The sequence below is a fragment of the Pseudonocardia sp. TRM90224 genome (assembly GCF_021245725.1).
Lineage (GTDB): Bacteria > Actinomycetota > Actinomycetes > Mycobacteriales > Pseudonocardiaceae > Pseudonocardia.
Map to the genome: position 1 here is coordinate 211,187 of NZ_JAJGSX010000009.1, position 19,189 is coordinate 230,375.

Here is a 19,189-nt window from a genome sequence, read left to right on the forward strand (position 1 = left end):
GACATTACGGTGTGGCCTTGCGCCCCGATGGTGTCGGGCGGGCCGAGGCTCCCAGGAACTCCTCGACGGCGGCCAGCGCGGGCCAGGGGTCGAGCCGGCCGACGCCGATGCGGAACCGGTCGGTGGGCGTGGTCGCCAGCTCGGAGGCGTAGATGCTGGCGGGCAGAACGAGCACACCCACATTCTCGACGAGCTCGCGGGCGAACGTCTCGGCGCCCTCACCGCCCAGGTAACGAGGGAACGCCACGCACCCGCCGTCCGGCGGTTCCCACTCGAACAGGTCGGGGTGGCGGGCGAAGAACGCGTCGAACACCGGCAGGTTCGCCGCGATGATCGCCCGGTTGCGCTCCTGGATGCGCTCACCCGCGCGCAACGCGATGCCTGCGAGCAGCTCGCTCGGGCCGGCGTTGCAGATCGATGTGTAGTGCTTGTGGCGCTCCAGCGCGGCCAGCACGTCGCGGTCGCGGCACGCCACCCAGCCGATGCGCAGGCCGGGCAGGCCGTACGACTTCGACATCACGTTGATCGAGACGGCCGTACCGGACAGGTCGGCGGCCTGCGGGAGCGTGCGCGAGCGGTCGAGCTCCAGCCCGCGGTAGACCTCGTCGGAGAGCAACCGGATGCCGCGCTCCTCGCACAGCGCGACCAGCCCGAGCCACGTATCGCGGTCGGGGACGGCGCCGGTCGGGTTGTTGGGGAAGTTCACCGCGACGAGCCGGGTGTTCGGCCGCAGCGCGGCGCGGACGGCGTCCAGGTCGAGCCGCCAGCCGTCCGCGGGGTCCAGCAGGACGCCGGTGACCTCGGCGCCGGTGGCGCGCGGGACCGTTTCGAGGGCCTGGTAGTTCGGCACCGTGACGACGACGTGCTCGCCGGGGCCGACGAGCAGCTGCATCGTCCAGAAGATCGCCTCTTCGGCGCCGGCGAACGCCAATACGTCGTCGGGGGTGCACTCGCTGTAGGTGTCGGCGATCGCGGCGCGCAGGGCGTCGCCGCCCCACGTCTCGGTGTATCCGAGCGGGAGCTCCGCGAACGCCGCCCGGTCGTCGTCGGTGCCGAGCGCGAGCAGCTCCCCGATGGTCATCGTCTGCGCGTCGGACGCCGTGAGGTGGTACCGCGCCGCGAACTCCCACTTCGAGAAGTAGGTCTCCAACCGGAAGTCGGGCAGCCGGGGCGTGATCACGATCTGACCTCCTTGAGCAGGGCGTACAGCGTCGCGCGCGAGACGCCCAGCGTCTCCGCGGCAAGCTCGGTCGAGCGGCGCATCTCGAACAGACCTTCCGCGTCGAGCACGGCGACCAGCTCGCGGCGCGCGTTGCGGTCGAGCTGGTCGCGGGTGAGCGCGCGGTCGCGGCAGAACTCGTGCACGCGCAGCGTCATGCGCTCGCGCCAGTCGCGGTCGAACAGCTGCGGTGGGCGCTCGGTGCGCGGGGCCAGCAATGACGTGGCGAGCGCCGCGATCCGGTCGAGCGGGGAGCGGTCGAGGTTGACGCACAGCAGCCCGCGCCGCTTCCCGTCGGCGTCGGTGAGCACGGCGCTGATCGACGTGCACGCCCGTCCGTCCGGCAGCACCTTCGCGTACGGGCCGTAGACCTCCGGCCCGTCGGCGGTCACCGTGATGTCGAGCAGCGAGTCGTCGCCGACGTCCCGGCCCGACATCGGGTTCCAGATCTGTGCGATCCGGCCGGTCGTGAGGTCGTGCACGACGACCTCGCCGTGCGGGGCGAGCAACGCGGCGAGCGCCTCGCACACGGGCGCCTGGGGGCGCAGCCAGTCGAGCATGCTGGACACTCTATCTGATTGCTGGAATATTTGTCTAACGTCGGACGAGAGTGTCCAGGTCGATGGTGACGCGGTGGTTCGCCACTTCCAGCGTGGAGGCATCGGAGAGCTCGTAGGTGTTGCCGACGAGCACGTATGCGAGCAGGGTCGTCGGCGGCCCGACATCGATGATCCAGTACTGCGGTATGCCGGCCGCGGCGTACTCGGCGAACTTCACTGCTCGGTCGAGGTGCTCGGTGGCCTCGGAGAGGATCTCCGCGCAGAGCCGGACCTCCGCTGCGGTCGGGTGGTCGTGGCCGGGCTCCAGCACCGACGACGACGTCACGATCATGTCGGGGACCCGGACGGTCGGTCGCTCGCGATCGAGCACGACGGCGACGCCGGCAAGCGCGGTCAACGATCGCGGAAGCTGATCGTCGAGGCGGATGGTCAGGCGCCCGGCGGCCTTCTGGTGCCAGGTCGACCGGCTCGGGGACTCGACGATCAGCCCCTCGACCAGCTCGACCCGGAACTCGCTCTCCGGCATGGCCGCCCACTCCTCGTACGTGATGCGGTGGTCGGGCCATGTTGGTCTCATGCGGACAGGTCTCATCCGGACAGGGTGCCGTTGCCCACCGACAGAACCGGGCGGTTCCGCGGATGTCGGTGCTCGGTGGCACCCTGGTGGGCGATGAGTACCGACGGACTGTTCGAGCTCGAGGAACCCGCCTCCGGCCAGGAGGCGGAGCCGGCGCGCGCCACCGCGCCGCTGGCCGTCCGGATGCGCCCGCGTGTGCTCGACGAGGTGGTCGGCCAGCAGCACCTCCTGCGGCCCGGCGCGCCGCTGCGCAGGCTGGTCGAGGGCGGCGCCGCCGCGTCCGTGCTGCTCTACGGCCCGCCCGGCACGGGCAAGACCACCATTGCGCGGCTGCTCGCGGGCGTCGGCGAGCGGCACTTCGTTGCCCTCTCGGCGCTGTCGTCGGGGGTGAAGGAGCTGCGCGCCGTCATCGACGACGCGCGCCGCCGGCGCGACTACCGCGGCCAGCAGACCGTGCTGTTCATCGACGAGGTGCACCGCTTCTCCAAGACCCAGCAGGACGCCCTGCTCGGTGCCGTCGAGGACCGCTTGGTGCTGCTCGTGGCCGCCACCACGGAGAACCCGTCGTTCTCGGTGGTGTCGCCGCTGCTCTCGCGGTCGCTGGTGCTGCAGCTGCAGTCGCTCACCGACGACGACGTGCGCGAGCTGCTGCGCCGCGCCGTGGCCGACCAGCGCGGGCTCGACGGCGCCGTCGAGCTGGCGAAGGAGGCGGAGGAGGCGCTGATCCGCCTCTCCGCGGGCGATGCCCGGCGCGCGCTGACCGCGCTGGAGGCCGCCGCCGACGGCGTGCTCGGCACGGACGCCACCACGATCGACGTCCCCGCTGTGGAGCGCGCGGTCACCGAAGCGACCGTTCGCTACGACCGGGCGGGCGACCAGCACTACGACGTGATCAGCGCGTTCATCAAGTCGATCCGCGGCTCCGATCCCGATGCCGCGCTGCACTACCTGGCCCGGATGCTGGTGGCGGGGGAGGACCCGCGGTTCATCGCGCGCCGGCTGATGATCCACGCGAGCGAGGACGTCGGGCTGGCCGATCCCACGGCGTTGCAGGCCGCGACGGCAGCGGCGCAGGTCGTGCAGCTGGTCGGGCTCCCGGAGTGCCGGCTCGCGCTGGCGCAGGCCACCGTCCACCTGGCGACGGCGCCGAAGTCGAACGCCGTGATCGTCGGGATCGACGAGGCGATGGCCGATGTGCGCAACGGTGCGGTGGGGGCGGTGCCGCCGCACCTGCGCGACGGCCACTACGCGGGCGCCGAGAAGCTCGGCAACGCCGTCGGGTACCGCTACCCGCACAAGGTCGCGGAGGGGGTGCTCGCGCAGCAGTACCCGCCCGATTCGCTGGTCGGGAAGGACTACTACCGGCCCAGCCCTCACGGCGGCGAGCGAGTGCTCGGCGAGCGGCTGGTCAAGCTGCGCAAGGCCGTCCGCGGCGGGTGAAAGTCGCTCAACGGCATGGTCTGGCCTGGTATGAGCGAACTAGGGTCCTGGTGTGACCGCAGAGCGTGTGACGGTGAGCCTGCCTCCCGACCTGCTGCGCGATGCGCGCAGCGCCGTGGCCGGAGGGGCTGCGGAGAGCCTCTCGGCGTTCGTCGCGGCGGCGCTGCGCACGCACCTGTCGCGGGCGCGGGCGCTGGGCGAGCTGGAGCGCGTGCTGGGCGGCCGACCGCCGCGCGAGGCGATCGACGCCGTCCGCCGCGACCTCGGCCTCGCCCCGTCGTGATCGGCGGGCGGGTGCTCGACTCGACCACGCTGGTCGCGTTCGCGTCGGGCACATCGGTGTACTCGGCGGCGCTCGTCTGGACGGCCGTCGAGGAAGGTGTGGTGCTCGTGGTGCCGGCGACGGCGATCGCCGCGACGTGGTCCCAGCTGCGCGACAAGGAGCACCCGGTGATGGAGGTGCTCATGCGCCTGCCCGTCACCGTCGTCGACGAGCTGACGGCCGACCGCGCCCGCGCCGTCGGCTCCCTCGGTGGCGAGCTGCGCGACGCGCACGCCGTGCTGTGCGCCCGCGACCGCTGCTCGCCGCTGGTGACGGCCGATGCCACGCAGTACCTGTCGATGGATCTGGCCGGCGTCGAGGTGGAGACGCTCCCGTAGCGGTTCAGCGGCCGAGGAAGCCGCCGAGGATCCCGCCGCCCGAGCTGCCCGCCTGCTGGCCCGCGCCGGTGCCGCTGACCAGGCTGCCGCCGATCTCCTCCGACGGCTGCACGACCACGAACCCCTGCCCGGCGAAGCTCATCGTGAACGCCTCGCCGGTGGTCCGGCCGAGCAGCGTGCCCAGACCGAGCTGGTCGGCGCGGTGGAAGCCGGTCTGCAGCCCGGCCGACCAGCACACCGCGGCCTGCGGGTCGGCGTAGGTCGGCTGGTCGACGGCCAGCACGACCGGCGTGCCCTTGCAGGTGATCGCGATCCGGCCGCGCCCGGTGAAGACGCAGTTGAACAGGCCCGCCGTGGAGAGCATGCCGGCGCCCTGGACGCGCTGGATGTCCCACGAGAGGCTCGGCTCGAACCCCAGCACGTTGCGCCCGTTGATGGTGAGCCCGTCGTGCGGGCCTTCCAGGTCGACGAGGAAGACGTCGGAGGCGTAGTCGGCGAGGAACAGGTCGCCCCGGCCCTTCGCGCGCATGAGCGGGATGCCTTCGCCGGTCAGCTGCTGGGTGATGAACCGGCCGATCCCACCGGACCCGAGCGCCTCGAACTCGATCTGGCCCTGGTAGGCGACCATGGCGCCCTGCCGCGCGATCACCTCGCCCTCGAGCGCGACCTTGACCATCTTCGAGTTCTGCAGTGCCATTCCACGGTGCCCGGCGGTTTCCGCGTTGTTCGGGCTGAACAGATCACTTCGCATGCTGCGAATGTGTCGGGACGTTGTTGCATCTCCGACTCACGTGCGTTTCATGCCCACGCGGTGCCCGGTGTCATGATCGAACCGGGGTCGTAGCGGCGCTTGAGCTCGACGAGGCGCTGCCACCGCTCGCCGTAGTGCGCCGCCCAGTCCGCCGGCCCGAACTCGACCGACTCGATCGGGTACCGGACGCCGCCGGCGGCCCGCGCACGTTCGTAGAGCTCGCGGTTGCGGCGCAGCATGCGCCCGGGCAGCTCGGGGTCGTCCGGTGGGCCCGCCGTCATCAGCGTGAACAGGTACACCCAGTCGCTGCCGTCGGCCTCGGGCAGTCGCAACGACGGGCGGGTGAGCGCCGAGCGCCGGTGGACGTACATCAGGACGAACCCGCCCTCGCCTACGTCGTGCGGCGCGAGCCCGCCCACGACGTCGGCGACGAACCGCTCGGCGGTCGACTCCGGCAGCCACACCGTGAACCACGGCTTGGCCAGCGTGTCCCAGTGCAGGTCCGTGCGGAGGCCGGCGACGGCGTCGTCGATGCGGGAGACGTGGTCCAGGTAGTCGGCGGTGCGGACCTCGGCGGACTCGGGCGCGACGGTGAGCCCGCGAAGCAGGTGGTCGTCGTCCGGTTCGGCACCGTGGAACACGAACGCGTTGAGGTGGTGCACCTCGCCGTGCTCGCCCGGCCGCCACCAGTCGCCGTAGACCTCGGTGACCTCATTGCGGTGCACGAGTGTGCGGTAGTCCTGGAAGAACGCGGCCCGGTCGGTGTAGGCGAGGTGGTAGCCGCGCACCCGTTGCGGCGCCGGGACGAGCGCCACGGTCACCGAGGTGATCACGCCGAACTGCCCGACGCCGGCCAGCACGGCCTCGAACAGCTCGCGATCCCGGGCCGCCGAGCAGCGCTGCAGCTCGCCGTCCCCCGTGACGACTTCCAGCTCGACGACGTGGTCGACCTGCGCGCCTGCCGAGATCGCCGGCGGGACACCGCCGAGCGACAGCGTGCCGCCGACGGTCAGGTCGAGGTACCCGGTCGCCGCGGGTATCGCGCGGCCGCGCTCGTGCGCCGCGCGAGCCAGCTCCAGCCACGTGACACCGGCGCCGACGACCGCGCCCTCCGCGGTGAACCGGATCCCCGCGAGCGAGCGCGTCTCGATCACGACACCGCCGGCGGTGAGGCTCTGCCCGCCGGTGGTGTTGCCGAGCCCGCGCGGTGCGACGGGCACGTTCGCCCTCCGGCAGAACCGGACGACGTCCTGGACGTCGCGCGCCGACCCGGGCCGCAGCACGGCGGCCGGGAGGCGCTCGGTGAGCCGCCCGGCGTCGTGCGCCGCCTCCTGCCGGATCGCCGGCTCGACGTGGAGCGTGCCGTCGAGCCGCGGCAGCGCGCCCCAGCCGGGGTCGGGAGGGTGCGCGGCCACAGCGGCATCGTATGAGGGGAGCGACGTGTGCGGAGCCGCCACGCCGGAGGCCGCTGGCTGCGGTGCGCGGAGGGCAGGAAAGCCACTTTCCGGCCCTGTGAGGGCGGGAAAGTGGCTTTCCTGCCCTCGCGTGGGCAACGGCTACGCACATCCCGGCCGTACACCCGAGCGCCGCGCCCAGCCCGGATTCTCATCCTTCGTGGCGGCCCGGAGGGCCATGACGGACTTTCCTGACCCCGGCGTGCGGGGTGGACGTCCTGGGACCTTGGCCTACGGCGTCTGGGATCCGGCCAGCGCGCTGACGTCCGTGCGGAACTGCATCGCGTGGTACGGCCAGTTGGTGGCGGTGTTCCACTGGCTGACGATCAGGTTGAGCTCCGCCAGCGTCGAGCCGGGCACGATGTAGCCGCCGTAGAGCTGCGCTACCCGCCCCGCGTCGTGGTCCTCGTCCTCCCACAGGCAGCCGTGCAGCACCGTCGCCCGCGGTGCGACGTGCATGTCGGCGGTGAAGGAGTCGAGCGCGAACACGTCCATCCGGTAGTTGCCGTCGTCGAACGCGGCGAGGAGCAGCTGGCCCTCGACCCGGCGCAGCGAGAGCTCGCCGAACCGCCCCGGCAGCGTGATCGTCGGCGGGCGGCCCCACCCCCAGCTCCCGTCGGAGAAGCCCCAACTCTCCCACGCCGCCGGATCGGTCACGGCGTGTTCGGGCACGCGGTGCTGGATCAGGCCGTGCGCGCGCTGGAAGCCGGTGGTGAACGCGTAGACGTACCCGTCGCCGCCGATCTCCCAGGTGAGCATCTGGAACAGCCCGCCGAGGTGGTCGCCCGGCCAGCGGGCATCGGTGACCTCCCAGGTGACGCCGTTGTCGCGCGAGCTGTGCAGCTCCGTCCAGTGCACGGTGCCCAGCTCGCGGCACACCATGACGTGCAGGTAGAGCGTGTCGCCGATGCGGATGACGTCGGTGGGGAGCTTGGTGACCACCCGGCAGCCGTCGACCCAGCGGTTGTGCCGGTAGTCGCAGACCTGGTGGGCGTAGTCACCCTCGCCGGCCGACCCCGTCCACTCGATGCCGGTGGCGACGCTCGCGGGGTCGCCGAAGAGGATCACGGGCGAGCGCCAGCCGCGCCCGCCGACGGTGGCGCGCTCGAACGTGTCGCCGAAGACGGAGACGAGCCGGCCGTCCGGGGCGGTTGTGGTCGCGCCGAGGTCGGTGCCGCCGATGCCGAAGCGGTCGGTGTGGCCGGGCCCGGTCAGATCGGTGATCTTGCGAGCGGTCGGGACGTTCGTTGCGGTCATGCCGGCGTGCGTTCGATCGGGCAGCTCATGCAGCGCGGGCCGCCGCGCCCGCGGCCCAGCTCGCCGCCGGGGATGTCGAGCACCTCGATGCCGTTGCGGCGCAGGAAGGTGTTGGTCGTGACGTTGCGCTCGTAGGTGACGACAACGCCCGGCGCGACCGCGAGCGTGTTGCAGCCGTCGTCCCACTGCTCGCGCTCGGCGGCGTGCACGTCCTGCTCGGCGGTGAGCACCCGGATCCGCGGCAGGCCGAGCGCCTCGGCGATCGCAGCATGCATGTCCTCCGGCCGGTGATCGGTGAGGTGCAGTTCCTTGTCGTTGTCGGTGGGCCGCACGGTGTAGGCCGGCAGCATGCCGAGGCCCGCGTACTTCGTGAACGTCTCCGGGTCGACCATCGTCATGACGGTGTCGAGGTGCATCAGCGCGCGGGTCTCGGGCATCCGCAGCGCGACGATCCGGTCGACCTCGCCGCCGGCGAAGAGGCGCCGCGCCAGCCGCTCGACGCCCTGCGGGGTGGTCCGCTCGCTCATGCCGATCAGGACCGCGCCACCGCCGAGTACCAGCATGTCGCCGCCCTCGGTGGTCGCGGGCCCGTTGACCGAGCCCTCCGACCAGACCGCGAACCCCGCTCCTGCGAACAGCGGGTGCCACCGGTAGACGGCCTCGTAGTGCACCGTCTCGCGCATCCGGGCCTTCTTGCGCATGCTGTTGATCGAGACGCCGTTGTGTATCCACGCCGACGTGTCGCGGGTGTAGAGGTGGTTGGGCAGCGGTTCGAGCACGAAGTCGTCGACGTCGAGCACGTGGAACGCGATCGAGCGCGGCTCGGGGATCCGGTCGAGCACCTCGCGCTTCGTGATTCCCCCGATGAGGTGATCGGCGAGCGTCTCCACGTCCATCGCGTCGAAGCAGTTGCGCAGCGCGTCGATCGCGAGCGGGCCGTAGATCCGGTCGTCGAAGATCCGGTCGACGACGTACTTGCGCGCCTCCGGGATCGTGATCGTCTGCCGCAGCAGCTCACCGAACTGGTGCACGACCACACCGCGCTCCCGCAGCAGCGCGGAGAACGTGTCGTGCTCCTCCTGCGCGCGGTTCACCCACAGCACGTCGTCGAAGAGGAGCCTGTCCTTGTTGCCCGGCGTGAGCCGCTTCAGCTCGAGGCCCGGCCGGTGCACGATCACCTGGCGCAGCTGCCCGACCTCGGAGTCGACGCGATACATGGCGTCCATCCTGCAGGATGGGACGGTGCAACTCGACTCGCTCGACGAGAAGCTGATCGCGCTGCTGGTAGCGGACGCGCGGCGCAGCTACGCCGACCTCGGCGCGGAGATCGGCCTCTCGGCGTCGGCGGTCAAGCGGCGGGTCGACCGGCTGCGTGCGGGCGGGGCGATCACCGGCTTCACCGTGCGGATGGACCCGGGCGCGCTGGGCTGGTCGGTCGAGGGGTACGTCGAGCTGTACTGCCGCAACAGCACTGCGCCCGCGACGATCCGGGCCGCGATACAGCGCTTCCCCGAGATCGTCGAGGCGAGCACCGTCTCGGGGGAGGCCGACGCCGTGCTGCGGATCCTGGCCGCCGACATGCACCACTTCGAGCAGGTGCTGGAGCAGATCGGCGCGCAGCCGTTCATCGCGCGGACCAAGTCGGTGCTGGTGCTCTCCCCGCTGATCCGCCGCCCGGCCGTCCCCGCCCCGTAGTGCCCCCGAAGTTCCCCACCCTTTTGGGCACTTGCGCGCCGTGGGAGCGCGCATCCACCCAAAACGATGGGGAAGTTGGGCCACCGCCGCTCGACGACCGGTAGGAGGTCCCCACCGTTTTGCCTATCTGCACGGCGTTTCGGGTGTGCAGGTTGGCAAAACGGTGGGGAAGTTGGGTCGCCTTGCCGGCGCGCAACGATCGAGCGTGGATGCGGCTGATCACGCAACGGATCGTCGTGTGGAGGCAACAGCTCGCGATTGTCCGCCGCCCACCGGGTTCCTAGCGTTGGACTCACCCGGCGCCGTCGCCGCGGACCACCCCGCATCGATCGTGGAGCGAGCCCGTGACCAGCGTCCTTCCTCTCCCGTCCGAGGTCTCCGAGCGTGTCGCGACCCCGCGGCACTACCTGATGTGCCGCCCCGAGCACTTCGCCGTCACCTACGCGATCAACCCGTGGATGCGCCCCGACATCCCGGTCGACCTCGCCCTCGCGCTGCGGCAGTGGGACGAACTGCGTGCGGTCTACCTCGACCTCGGCCACCGCGTCGACCTGCTCGAACCGCTGCCCGGCCTGCCCGACATGGTCTACGCCGCCAACGGCGCCACCGTGCTCGACGGGATCGTCCTGGGCGCGCGGTTCCGCTACCCGCAACGCGCCGGCGAGGCCGCCGCGCACGCGGCGTGGTTCAGCGCCGCCGGGTACGAGCGGGTCGTCGAGCCGGAGTTCGTCAACGAGGGCGAGGGCGACCTGCTGGTCGTCGGCCCGGAAGGGGAGGAGACGGTGCTCGCCGGCACCGGCTTCCGCACCGACCCCCGCGCGCACGCCGAGGCCGAGCGGGTGCTCGCCCGCCCCGTGCTGCCGCTGGAGCTCGTCGACCCGCTTTACTACCACCTCGACACGGCCGTCGCCGTGCTCGACCCGGTCACGATCGCCTGGCTGCCCGCCGCGTTCTCCCCGGCGTCGCAGGCGGTGCTGCGCTCCCGGTTCCCCGACGCGATCGAGGCCGATCCCGCCGACGCCGCGGTGCTCGGGCTCAACGCCGTGAGCGACGGCCGCAACGTGGTGCTGCCCGCGCAGGCCACCGGGCTCGCGAAGACGCTCGCCGACCGCGGCTTCACCGCCGTGCCCGTCGACATGTCCGAGCTGCTGAAGGGCGGCGGCGGACCGAAGTGCTGCACATTGGAGGTGCGCGCATGACCCTGACCGAGCCCGCAACCGCCCGTTCGACGGAGACGACAGGGACGACGGGACTGCACGAGGCGCTCCTGCACGAGCACTCGGCGCACAACTACCACCCGCTGCCGGTGGTGGTCGCCGAGGCGGAGGGGGCCTGGGTCACCGACGTCGAGGGCAGGCGCTACCTCGACTGCCTCGCCGGCTACTCAGCGCTGAACTTCGGGCACCGCCACCCCGTGCTCGTCGCCGCCGCGCACCGCCAGCTCGACCGCGTGACGCTCACCAGCCGCGCGTTCGGCAGCGACCAGCTCGGCCCGTGGTGCGCGGAGCTCTCGGCGCTGCTCGGCAAGCAGATGGTGCTGCCCATGAACACCGGGGCGGAGGCCGTCGAGTCGGGCGTCAAGGTCGCGCGCAAGTGGGGCTACGAGGTCAAGGGCGTGCCGGCCGACCAGGCCCGGATCGTCGTCGCCTCCGGCGGCTTCCACGGTCGCACCACCACGATCGTCGGGTTCTCGACCGATCCCGACGCCCGTGGCGGTTTCGGGCCGTTCACCCCCGGCTTCGACGTCGTCCCGTACGGCGACGCCGCCGCGATCAGGGCGGCGATCACGCCGGAGACGGTCGCCGTCCTGATCGAGCCGATCCAGGGCGAGGCCGGTGTGATCGTCCCCGAGGCGGGCTACCTCCCGGCCGTGCGGGAGGTCTGCGACGCGGCCGGTGTGCTGTTCGTCGCCGACGAGGTGCAGGCCGGGCTCGGCCGCACCGGGCACCTGCTGGCCACGCGGGCCGCCGGCGTCGACGCCGACGTGTACCTGCTCGGCAAGGCGCTGGGCGGCGGGATCATGCCGCTCTCGGCCGTCGTCGCCGATGCCGACGTGCTGGGCGTGCTGCAGCCCGGCCAGCACGGCAGCACGTTCGGCGGGAACCCGCTCGCGTGCGCCGTCGGGCGGGCCGTGATCGAGCTGCTCGCCGACGACGGCCCCGACGGGGTGCTCGCACGCGCCCGCACGCTCGGCCCGGTGCTGCACGAACGGCTCGCCGGGCTCGTCGGCAAGGGCGTCACCGGCAGCCGCGGCGTCGGCCTCTGGGCGGGCATCGACGTCGACCCCCGGTTGGGGACGGGCCGTGCCGTCAGCGAGGCGCTGATGCGCCGCGGGGTGCTCGTCAAGGACACCCACGGCTCGACGATCCGGCTCTCGCCACCGCTGGTGATCACCGAGGCGGAGCTGCACGGCGCGGTGGACGCACTGGAGGCCGCGCTGGCGGACCTTGCCGGCCTCGCCGGCCTCGCCGGGCTCGCCGGCTGACCAACTTCCCCACCGTTTTGTGCACTTGCGCGCCGTACGGGCGCGCAGGTGCACAAAACGGTGGGGGGATTCGGGGCGTCAGCCCAGCTGGACGTCCAGGTGGGGGACGTTGGTGCTCTCCGCCGACCCCATCCGCTTCCAGCTCGCCGGGTCGGCCTCGTCGGTCGCGCGGAGCTGGACCGTTCCGATCGGCGCGCCGCCGCGCGCCCACGCCCGCACCAGCTCGGTGACCTCGACGCCGGTCCAGCCGGCCGCGCACTCCGGGTTGCGGCCGCGGGTCTCGGTGGTGCTCGCCCAGCGGTGCTCGCCGAGGGGCTGGTTCGCCCAGCGGGTTGAAGGGCCGGCCTGCGCCGTCGACCACACCTCCCACGACCGCGGCTGGCAGCCCGCCGACCAGTCCTGGTGCAACCGCAGGACGGCCGAGACGATCGGTCGGCCGGTGAGCTCGGCCAGCGGGAAGGTCAGGTAGCTGCGGGCGACGGCGGTGCCGTCGTAGCTGCCGAGCCGCAGGTCCGGGTCGCCGCCGAGGTCGGAGCGCAGCACGGTGCTCTGCACGGTCGTGTCGAACGGGACGGTCGCCGTGGCCGGCGCCGCCGCGACGACCCTGCTGACGGACGACTCGGCCTCCGTCATCGGCCCGCGCTCCTGCGCCGCCGGTTCGGCCTCGGCATGTGCTTCCGGCCCGCCTTCGGTCGTCGTGCGCAGCGCCAGCGGTGTGACGGGCGCCGTCGGGGTGCCGGCCGGTGCGGCCGCGCCGCGCCGCAGCGACGCGACGAAACCGGCGCGCGTCGCCTCGACGACGAGGTCGTAGCCGGGGCGGGCCTGCGGGTAGGTCGCACGGGGCCCGGCCAGCACGGGTGCCGGCAGCGACGTCGTCCAGTCCAGTGCGGCCGCGCCGCCGCCGGCGAACGTCACGACCGGGCCCTGCGGGGTGAGCCGCAGGTCGTGCGGCGCGGCGAGCGGCCGGGCCACCCCGTCCGGCCCCGGCGCAAGGGTCAGGTCGACCGGGACCCACTCGGCCCCGGCGCGCATCTGGACGGTCCCGGTGTAGAGGGTCAGCAGCCGGCCGCCGTCGGGCCGCACCGTGGTCGTGCTGCTCTCGGTCCGGGCCTCGACCCGGTCCCCGCCGGCTTGCACAGGGGGCGCGGCCGGCATAGGAGGCACGGTCACGAGCAGCCCCGCGCTCAGCAGCGCCGCCCCGATCTCTCGCATCATGAGCAGAGGAATAGGTCGACGGCTGCGCTCGGACAAGAACGGCGCGCCGGACAGCCCACGAGGGTGTACTCCGTTCACCCGATCTGGACGACCATTGATCGCTGTGTGGTGACCGCTCGTCTCGATTCGTCTCGAACGGGTGGTTCAGCGGGCCTGACGGAAGGGCCGTTCGCCGCTTGCCGGGTCGGTCAATAGATCTGGTTTGAGTGCACCGAACATCACTGTCAGTAACAGCTCGGAGGTCACATCGGGGTCCTCCTCCGGCCGGTTGATCGCGCGGATCAGCAGCAGGTTGACGACCATCGCGGCGACCTCGGAGGCCGCTGGGAAGGTGCGCAGCTGGCCGGTGCGCTGCCCGTGCTCGGCGAGGAGCCGGATCGAGTCGGGGATCGGGGCCAGCACCCGCGGGTCGGCGTCGTCGTCGGGCATGGGCAGGCCCTCCACCCGCGTCCCGTACTCCTGGATGGCCGACCACAGCGCGGCGGTCAGCTTCCGGTAGCGCGCGCTGATCCTGGCGAGCGCCCGGACCTGGTCGATCAGCGCTTCGACGACCGGCCGGTCGGCCTCGATGTCCCGCTCGGCCTGCACGGCCAACGGGCGGACGAGCGGGCCGTACACGTACCCGAGCAGGGCGTGCTTCGTGGGGAAGTGGTTGTACGCAGTCGCGGCGCTGACCCCCGCCGACGCCGCGATGTCCTCCATGCGCGTCTGCGCCCAGCCCCGCGAGCCGAACGCGGAGTCGGCGGCGTCGAGCAGCGCGCGCCGGGTGCGGTCGCGCTTCGTCCGCGCTGCGCGGGCCCGTGGATCGTCCGGCGGGCCGCCGTCGGATGGGGGCACGAGCAGAGAGTAACCGTACCGTGAGCCGAACTGCTATTGACTCCAACTTGGGTGTCACCCAAGATGCTTACTTGCATGTCGAAGGAACGAGGGCCCGGTCACGCAGGGCGTCCGGTCACTCCCTCAGCACGGCAGCAGGCCGTGTTTCGTTTCGCTCGGGGGGGCGAGCGTCGCACGTGTCGGTACGGCACCGGTGGCTCGCCACCGAGGTCGTGAGGGGGAGGGGAACCCCAATGATCGAGCACTACTGCTATCGGTGTCCGCCAGGCACCCGCTCGCCCGAGGAACGGCCATGACCGCGTTCGCCCAGCCGGCCGCAGGTCACGAACCGGTGCCATTGCCGCAGCACATGCGCGTGCCGGCGCCCGTCCAGCCCGTCCAGGCGGTCGAGCCCGTAGAGGTACCCGAGACGGATCTCGAGCTGCCCGTCGCGCCCCAGGTGCTCGACCACCTCGTCGCGAAGGCGATCGCCGGGGAGCCCGGTGCCCGCGACCGGCTGCTCGCCGAGATCCAGCCGCTCGTGCTGCGCTACTGCCGGGGACGGCTCGGGCGGCAGGAGACGGTCGTCGGCTCGGCCGACGACGTCGCGCAGGAGGTCTGCCTCGCGGTCGTGAGCGCGCTGCCGAACTACACGCTCAAGGGCCTGTCGTTCCGCGCGTTCGTCTACGGGATCGCCGCGCACAAGGTCACCGACGCGTTCCGGGCGATCGGGCGCAACCGCTGCGACCCCGTCGCCGACCTCCCCGACGCCCCGATCACGCGCGACGGGCCGGAGCAGCAGCTGCTGACCGCCGAGCTCGTCGAACGGCTCGGCGACCTGCTGCGCACGCTCACCCCTCGCCAGCGCGAGGTGCTGGTGCTGCGGATCGCGGTCGGGCTCTCCGCGGAGGAGACCGCCGCGGCCGTCGGATCCACCCCGGGAGCGGTGCGGGTCACCCAACACCGCGCGCTCAACCGGTTGCGCGGTGTGCTGACCGGCCCCGACGACCCCGCCGAGGAGGAAGCGGACACGACGGCCACACCGGACGATCGGCCGTGGGGTTTCGACGGGCCGCTGCCGCTCTGACCCGCACGATCGCGCGTACCGCCGGGGAGTAGCCTGATTGCCGATCATTCCCCGTTGAATGCGGTACCCGAGGAGGGCTCTGTGACGGCTGGCCAGATCGCTGCGTTGATCGCGGCGGGGGCCTTCGTGGTCCTCGTGGTGCTGCTGGCCGTGCCCTTGCTGAAGCTCGGCCGCACGCTCGACGAGGCGACGATCGCCATCCGCAAGGCGCACGAGTCCAGCACCCCGCTGCTCGACAACGCGCAGACCACGCTGCACCAGGTCAACACGCAGCTGGAGCGGGTCGACGGCATCACGTCCAGCGCGCGCATGGTCAGCAGCAACGTCTCGGTGCTGACGTCGCTGTTCACCGCGACGCTCGGCGGCCCGCTCGTGCGTGCCGCCGCGTTCTCCTACGGGCTGAGCAAGGCCGTCAAGGCGCGCCGCGCCGGGCGCGACGCAGGGCAGCACTCGCTGCGCACCCGCCCCGGGCGGGGCCGCCGGAAGGGCGGCGTGAAGTGAAGCGGCTCTTCTGGATGGGGCTCGGCGTCGCGATCGGCGCCTACGTCACCAAGCGCGCCACCGAGGCCGCCCACAACCTGACCCCCGCCGGGATGGGTGCGAACCTCGCCGACGGCCTTCGTGAGCTGGGTTCGGGCATCGGTGCGTTCGGCGCCGAGATCCGCGCCGGCATGGAGACCCGCGAGCAGGAGCTCACCGAGCTCGTCGAGCGCCGCACGGGCGCCGCGCTCCCGACGTACCGCGACGCGCTGGCCGAAGAGCCCGCCCCCCGAGCGCGAGCGCGCCGGGCAGGGGCGTAGTCCCGCGCCTCGCCCCTGCCGCCCCGCGTCGACCCCTCACCTCGTACCGAAGGCATTCCCGTGCAGACCCATGAGATCGCCCGCCGCTTCACCGAGCACTTCGTCGGAGCGGGGCACACCCGTGTCGCGAGCGCTTCACTGATCCTCGACGACCCCACGCTGCTCTTCGTCAACGCCGGCATGGTGCAGTTCAAGCCGTACTTCCTCGGTGACGCCCCGCCGCCGTACCCGCGCGCCACCTCGATCCAGAAGTGCGTGCGCACCGGCGACATCGACGAGGTCGGCAAGACCACCCGGCACAACACGTTCTTCCAGATGGCCGGCAACTTCTCCTTCGGCGACTACTTCAAGGCCGGAGCGATCGAGCACGCCTGGAACCTCGTGACCGGCAGCCAGGCCGCCGGCGGCTACGGCTTCGACCCCGAGCGCATCTGGGTCACCGTCTACGAGACCGACGACGAGGCCATCGACCTCTGGAAGAAGATCGCCGGCCTGCCCGACGAGCGGATCCAGCGTCGCGACGGCCTCGACAACTACTGGGACATGGGCGTGCCCGGCCCCGGCGGCCCGTGTTCGGAGATCTACTACGACCGCGGCCCCGAGCACGGCAAGGAAGGCGGGCCCGTCGCCGACGAGGACCGCTACCTGGAGATCTGGAACCTGGTCTTCATGCAGGACATCCGCGGCGAGGAGAGCCCGAAGTACGGGCACCTGCCGATCGGGTCGCTGCCGAAGAAGAACATCGACACCGGCCTGGGCATCGAGCGGGTCGCGTACCTGCTCCAGGGCGTCGACAACGTCTATGAGACCGACCTCGTGCGTCCCGTCATCGGGCGCGCGGAGGAGTTCTCCGGCCGCCGCTACGGGGCCAACCACGAGGACGACGTGCGGTTCCGCGTGATCGCCGACCACGCCCGCTCCGGCGTGATGATCATCGGCGACGGCGTGACCCCCTCCAACGAGGGCCGCGGATACGTCCTGCGCCGGCTGCTGCGCCGGATCGTGCGCTCGTCGCGGCTGCTGGGCGTGCAGGAGCCGGTGCTGGAGTCGTTCGCCGAGGTCGTGCGCGACGCGATGGCGCCGTCGTACCCGGAGCTGGAGAGCGGCTTCGAGCGGATCGCCGCGGTCGTGCAGGCCGAGGAGGAGGCGTTCCTGCAGACCCTGACGGCCGGGTCGCGCATCTTCGACACCGCCGTCGCCGAGACCCGCAAGACCGGCTCCACGACGCTGGCCGGCGACCAGGCCTTCCAGCTGCACGACACGTTCGGCTTCCCGATCGACCTCACCCTGGAGATGGCCGCCGAGCAGGGGCTGCAGGTCGACCAGGACCGCTTCCGCACGCTCATGGAGGAGCAGCGCTCGCGCGCGAAGGCCGATGCGAAGGCCCGCAAGGTCGGCCACGGCGACGGCTCGATCTACCGCGCGGTGCTCGACACCCACGGCACCACCGAGTTCCTCGGCTACAGCGAGCTCGCGGCGGAGGCCACCGTGGTCGGGCTGCTCGTCGACGGGGTCGCGGTGCCGGCCGCCCGCGAGGGCGACCACGTGGAGGTCGTGCTCGACCGCACCCCGTTCTACGCGGAGGCGGGCGGGCAGCAGGCCGACACCGGTGAGCTGCGCGGTGCTTCGTTCACCGTGCGCGTCGACGACGTGCAGTCGCCGGTCGCAGGGCTGCGTGTGCACCGCGGGGTCGTCACGAACGGCGACGTCCCGCTCGACGCCGCCGTCGTCGCGGAGGTGGACACCGCCCGTCGGATGTCCGTCTCGCGCGCGCACACCGCCACCCACCTCGTGCACGCCGGCGTCCGCGGCGCTCTCGGCCCTTCGGCCGCGCAGGCCGGATCGCTGAACGCCCCCGGCCGGCTGCGGTTCGACTTCACCTCGCCCAGCGGGGCAGTCGCGCCGGCCGCGCTCGCGGAGATCGAGGACGAGGTCAACTCGGTCCTGCAGGAGAACCGCGAGGTGCAGGCCTACGAGACGTCGATGGCCGAGGCCCGCAAGCTCGGCGCGATGATGCTCTTCGGCGAGAAGTACGGCGACCTCGTGCGGGTGGTCGACATGGGCGACTACTCGCGCGAGCTGTGCGGTGGCACCCACGTGGGCCGCACCGGCGAGCTGGGCATGGTCAAGGTGCTCTCCGAGGGCTCGATCGGCTCCGGGGTGCGCCGGGTCGAGGCGCTCGTCGGGCTCGACGCGTTCCGGTTCCTCTCCAAGGAGCACGTGCTCGTCTCGTCGATCGCCGACCAGCTCAAGGCCCGGCCGGAGGACCTCCCGGAGCGGATCAACTCGCTGGTCGAACGGCTGCGCACGGCGGAGCGCGACCTGGAGAAGGTGCGTGCCGACGCCGTGCTCTCCTCGGCGGGCTCGCTCGCCGACGGCGCTGAGGACGTCGGTGGGGTCGCGCTCGTCGCGGTCGAGGTGCCCGGTGGGGTCGCCGGCAACGACCTGCGCGCGCTCGCGTCCGACGTGCGGGCCCGGCTCGGCGCCCGGCCGGGTGTGGTGGCGCTCTTCTCCACCGACGCCGGCAAGGTCGCGTTCGTCGTGGCGACCACGCAGGCCGCCCGCGACCGTGGGATCGCCGCGGGCAAACTGGTGCCCGCGTTCGGTCCGTCGGTCGGCGGTCGTGGCGGCGGCAAGCCCGACCTCGCGCAGGGCGGCGGAACGGAGCCCGCAGGCATCCCCGCGGCGCTGGACGCGCTGCGGGCCGCGTTGCGTGCCTGACGACACGGCGCTCGTGCGGGGGCGCCGGCTCGGCGTCGACGTCGGCGCCGTCCGCATCGGCGTGGCGCTCTCCGACCCCGGAGGCGTCCTCGCGACGCCACTGGTGACGGTGCCGCGCGCCGCAGAGGGCGACGACGCCGACCTGCGTGCGCTCGCCGCGCTCGCCGTCGAGCACGAGGTGGTCGGGATCGTGGTCGGCCTCCCGCGCTCGCTGTCGGGCGCGGAAGGCCGGGCCGCGGTGATCGCGCGGGAGTTCGCAACCGCGCTCGCCGCGGCCGTCACGGTGCCCGTCGAGCTGTCCGACGAGCGGCTCACGACCGTCGTCGCCACGCGCCAGCTGCGCGAGCGTGGGGTGAAGGGCCGCAAGCAGCGCGCCGTCGTCGACCAGGCGGCTGCCGTGGCGATCCTGCAAGGTTGGCTCGACGGCAGCCGATGACACACCACCCGCAGGA

The 19,189-nt window shown here is 72.4% G+C and carries 19 protein-coding genes and 1 pseudogene; 11 read left to right on the top strand and 9 right to left on the bottom strand.

What is annotated here, in order from left to right; all coding sequences use genetic code 11:
- Positions 1-4 precede the first annotated feature (4 nt).
- From LL648_RS17235 to LL648_RS17245, 3 genes are read right to left on the bottom strand one after another with little or no spacing between them, the layout of a single operon-like run.
- Entirely contained in the window at positions 5-1,180 is a 1,176-nt protein-coding gene (locus LL648_RS17235) for an aminotransferase class I/II-fold pyridoxal phosphate-dependent enzyme (protein WP_232663595.1), read from the bottom strand.
- A complete protein-coding gene (locus LL648_RS17240) occupies positions 1,177-1,779 on the bottom strand; it encodes a helix-turn-helix transcriptional regulator (protein ID WP_232663596.1) in 603 nt (200 codons plus the stop codon). The genes LL648_RS17235 and LL648_RS17240 overlap by 4 nt, the downstream gene beginning before the upstream one ends.
- 34 nt (positions 1,780-1,813) lie before the next feature.
- Entirely contained in the window at positions 1,814-2,356 is a 543-nt protein-coding gene (locus LL648_RS17245) for a Uma2 family endonuclease (protein WP_232663597.1), read from the bottom strand.
- 93 nt (positions 2,357-2,449) lie between these two features.
- Here LL648_RS17245 and LL648_RS17250 point away from each other — a divergent pair, with 93 nt between their 5' ends.
- From LL648_RS17250 to LL648_RS17260, 3 genes are read left to right on the top strand one after another with little or no spacing between them, the layout of a single operon-like run.
- Positions 2,450-3,796: a replication-associated recombination protein A gene (locus tag LL648_RS17250; RefSeq protein WP_232663598.1), complete on the top strand. Its 1,347-nt coding sequence runs from the start codon at positions 2,450-2,452 to the stop codon at positions 3,794-3,796.
- Positions 3,797-3,848: 52 nt separating this feature from the next.
- Complete coding sequence (locus tag LL648_RS17255) at positions 3,849-4,079, top strand: ribbon-helix-helix domain-containing protein (protein WP_232663599.1); 231 nt, start codon at positions 3,849-3,851, stop codon at positions 4,077-4,079.
- Between the two features lie 11 nt (positions 4,080-4,090).
- Positions 4,091-4,456 carry a hypothetical protein gene (locus tag LL648_RS17260; RefSeq protein ID WP_232663600.1) on the top strand — a complete coding sequence of 122 codons (366 nt, stop codon included), beginning with the start codon at positions 4,091-4,093 and terminating at the stop codon, positions 4,454-4,456.
- A 4-nt stretch (positions 4,457-4,460) separates the two neighbouring features.
- Here LL648_RS17260 and LL648_RS17265 read toward each other — a convergent pair whose 3' ends face one another.
- The 4 genes from LL648_RS17265 to LL648_RS17280 form a co-directional block, all read right to left on the bottom strand.
- On the bottom strand, positions 4,461-5,207 hold the full coding sequence (locus LL648_RS17265; protein ID WP_232663601.1) for an AIM24 family protein: 747 nt from the start codon (positions 5,205-5,207) through the stop codon (positions 4,461-4,463).
- A gap of 47 nt (positions 5,208-5,254) precedes the next feature.
- Positions 5,255-6,622: an FAD-binding protein gene (locus LL648_RS17270; protein WP_232663602.1), complete on the bottom strand. Its 1,368-nt coding sequence runs from the start codon at positions 6,620-6,622 to the stop codon at positions 5,255-5,257.
- Positions 6,623-6,892: 270 nt separating this feature from the next.
- A complete protein-coding gene (locus tag LL648_RS17275; RefSeq protein ID WP_232663603.1) occupies positions 6,893-7,918 on the bottom strand; it encodes a DUF4185 domain-containing protein in 1,026 nt (341 codons plus the stop codon).
- The gene (locus LL648_RS17280; protein WP_374112057.1) at positions 7,915-9,135 is read right to left on the bottom strand and encodes an arginine deiminase; all 1,221 of its coding nucleotides are present in this window, start codon (positions 9,133-9,135) and stop codon (positions 7,915-7,917) included. Before LL648_RS17280 ends, LL648_RS17275 begins: the two co-directional genes overlap by 4 nt.
- Before the next feature lie 25 nt (positions 9,136-9,160).
- Here LL648_RS17280 and LL648_RS17285 point away from each other — a divergent pair, with 25 nt between their 5' ends.
- The 3 genes from LL648_RS17285 to rocD all read left to right on the top strand — a co-directional run bounded on the left by LL648_RS17285 (position 9,161) and on the right by rocD (position 12,098).
- On the top strand, positions 9,161-9,613 hold the full coding sequence (locus LL648_RS17285) for an Lrp/AsnC family transcriptional regulator (protein WP_232663605.1): 453 nt from the start codon (positions 9,161-9,163) through the stop codon (positions 9,611-9,613).
- 344 nt (positions 9,614-9,957) lie between these two features.
- A complete protein-coding gene (gene ddaH, locus LL648_RS17290; RefSeq protein WP_374112058.1) occupies positions 9,958-10,812 on the top strand; it encodes a dimethylargininase in 855 nt (284 codons plus the stop codon).
- A complete protein-coding gene (rocD, locus tag LL648_RS17295) occupies positions 10,809-12,098 on the top strand; it encodes an ornithine--oxo-acid transaminase (RefSeq protein ID WP_232663606.1) in 1,290 nt (429 codons plus the stop codon). Before ddaH ends, rocD begins: the two co-directional genes overlap by 4 nt.
- 78 nt (positions 12,099-12,176) lie before the next feature.
- On the opposite strand, the gene LL648_RS17300 is transcribed toward rocD, so the two are convergent.
- On the bottom strand, positions 12,177-13,313 hold the full coding sequence (locus tag LL648_RS17300) for a DNRLRE domain-containing protein (RefSeq protein WP_232663607.1): 1,137 nt from the start codon (positions 13,311-13,313) through the stop codon (positions 12,177-12,179).
- Positions 13,314-13,457: 144 nt separating this feature from the next.
- Positions 13,458-14,150 carry a TetR/AcrR family transcriptional regulator gene (locus tag LL648_RS17305; protein WP_232663608.1) on the bottom strand — a complete coding sequence of 231 codons (693 nt, stop codon included), beginning with the start codon at positions 14,148-14,150 and terminating at the stop codon, positions 13,458-13,460.
- Positions 14,151-14,499: 349 nt separating this feature from the next.
- Here LL648_RS17305 and shbA point away from each other — a divergent pair.
- The 5 genes and pseudogenes from shbA to ruvX all read left to right on the top strand — a co-directional run.
- A pseudogene (shbA, locus tag LL648_RS17310) lies at positions 14,500-15,135 on the top strand (RNA polymerase sigma factor ShbA); the annotation flags it as partial.
- Between the two features lie 162 nt (positions 15,136-15,297).
- A complete protein-coding gene (locus LL648_RS17315; protein WP_232663609.1) occupies positions 15,298-15,717 on the top strand; it encodes a DUF948 domain-containing protein in 420 nt (139 codons plus the stop codon).
- Complete coding sequence (locus LL648_RS17320) at positions 15,714-16,016, top strand: hypothetical protein (RefSeq protein ID WP_232663610.1); 303 nt, start codon at positions 15,714-15,716, stop codon at positions 16,014-16,016. Before LL648_RS17315 ends, LL648_RS17320 begins: the two co-directional genes overlap by 4 nt.
- Positions 16,017-16,076: 60 nt before the next feature.
- Positions 16,077-18,737 (top strand): alanine--tRNA ligase, encoded by a 2,661-nt coding sequence (gene alaS, locus LL648_RS17325; protein WP_232663611.1) that lies wholly within the window; start codon positions 16,077-16,079, stop codon positions 18,735-18,737.
- Complete coding sequence (gene ruvX, locus LL648_RS17330) at positions 18,730-19,173, top strand: Holliday junction resolvase RuvX (protein ID WP_232663612.1); 444 nt, start codon at positions 18,730-18,732, stop codon at positions 19,171-19,173. Before alaS ends, ruvX begins: the two co-directional genes overlap by 8 nt.
- The last annotated feature ends 16 nt before the right edge of the window (positions 19,174-19,189 follow it).

Bases quoted from the DNA above. Each gene is read 5' to 3' on its own strand.
- LL648_RS17245 (WP_232663597.1), bottom strand. From the start codon at position 2,356: ATGAGACCAACATGGCCCGACCACCGCATCACGTACGAGGAGTGGGCG.
- LL648_RS17240 (WP_232663596.1), bottom strand. From the start codon at position 1,779: ATGCTCGACTGGCTGCGCCCCCAGGCGCCCGTGTGCGAGGCGCTCGCC.
- rocD (WP_232663606.1), top strand. From the start codon at position 10,809: ATGACCCTGACCGAGCCCGCAACCGCCCGTTCGACGGAGACGACAGGG.
- LL648_RS17280 (WP_374112057.1), bottom strand. From the start codon at position 9,135: ATGTATCGCGTCGACTCCGAGGTCGGGCAGCTGCGCCAGGTGATCGTG.
- LL648_RS17265 (WP_232663601.1), bottom strand. From the start codon at position 5,207: ATGCGAAGTGATCTGTTCAGCCCGAACAACGCGGAAACCGCCGGGCAC.
- LL648_RS17250 (WP_232663598.1), top strand. From the start codon at position 2,450: ATGAGTACCGACGGACTGTTCGAGCTCGAGGAACCCGCCTCCGGCCAG.
- LL648_RS17300 (WP_232663607.1), bottom strand. From the start codon at position 13,313: ATGATGCGAGAGATCGGGGCGGCGCTGCTGAGCGCGGGGCTGCTCGTG.
- LL648_RS17275 (WP_232663603.1), bottom strand. From the start codon at position 7,918: ATGACCGCAACGAACGTCCCGACCGCTCGCAAGATCACCGATCTGACC.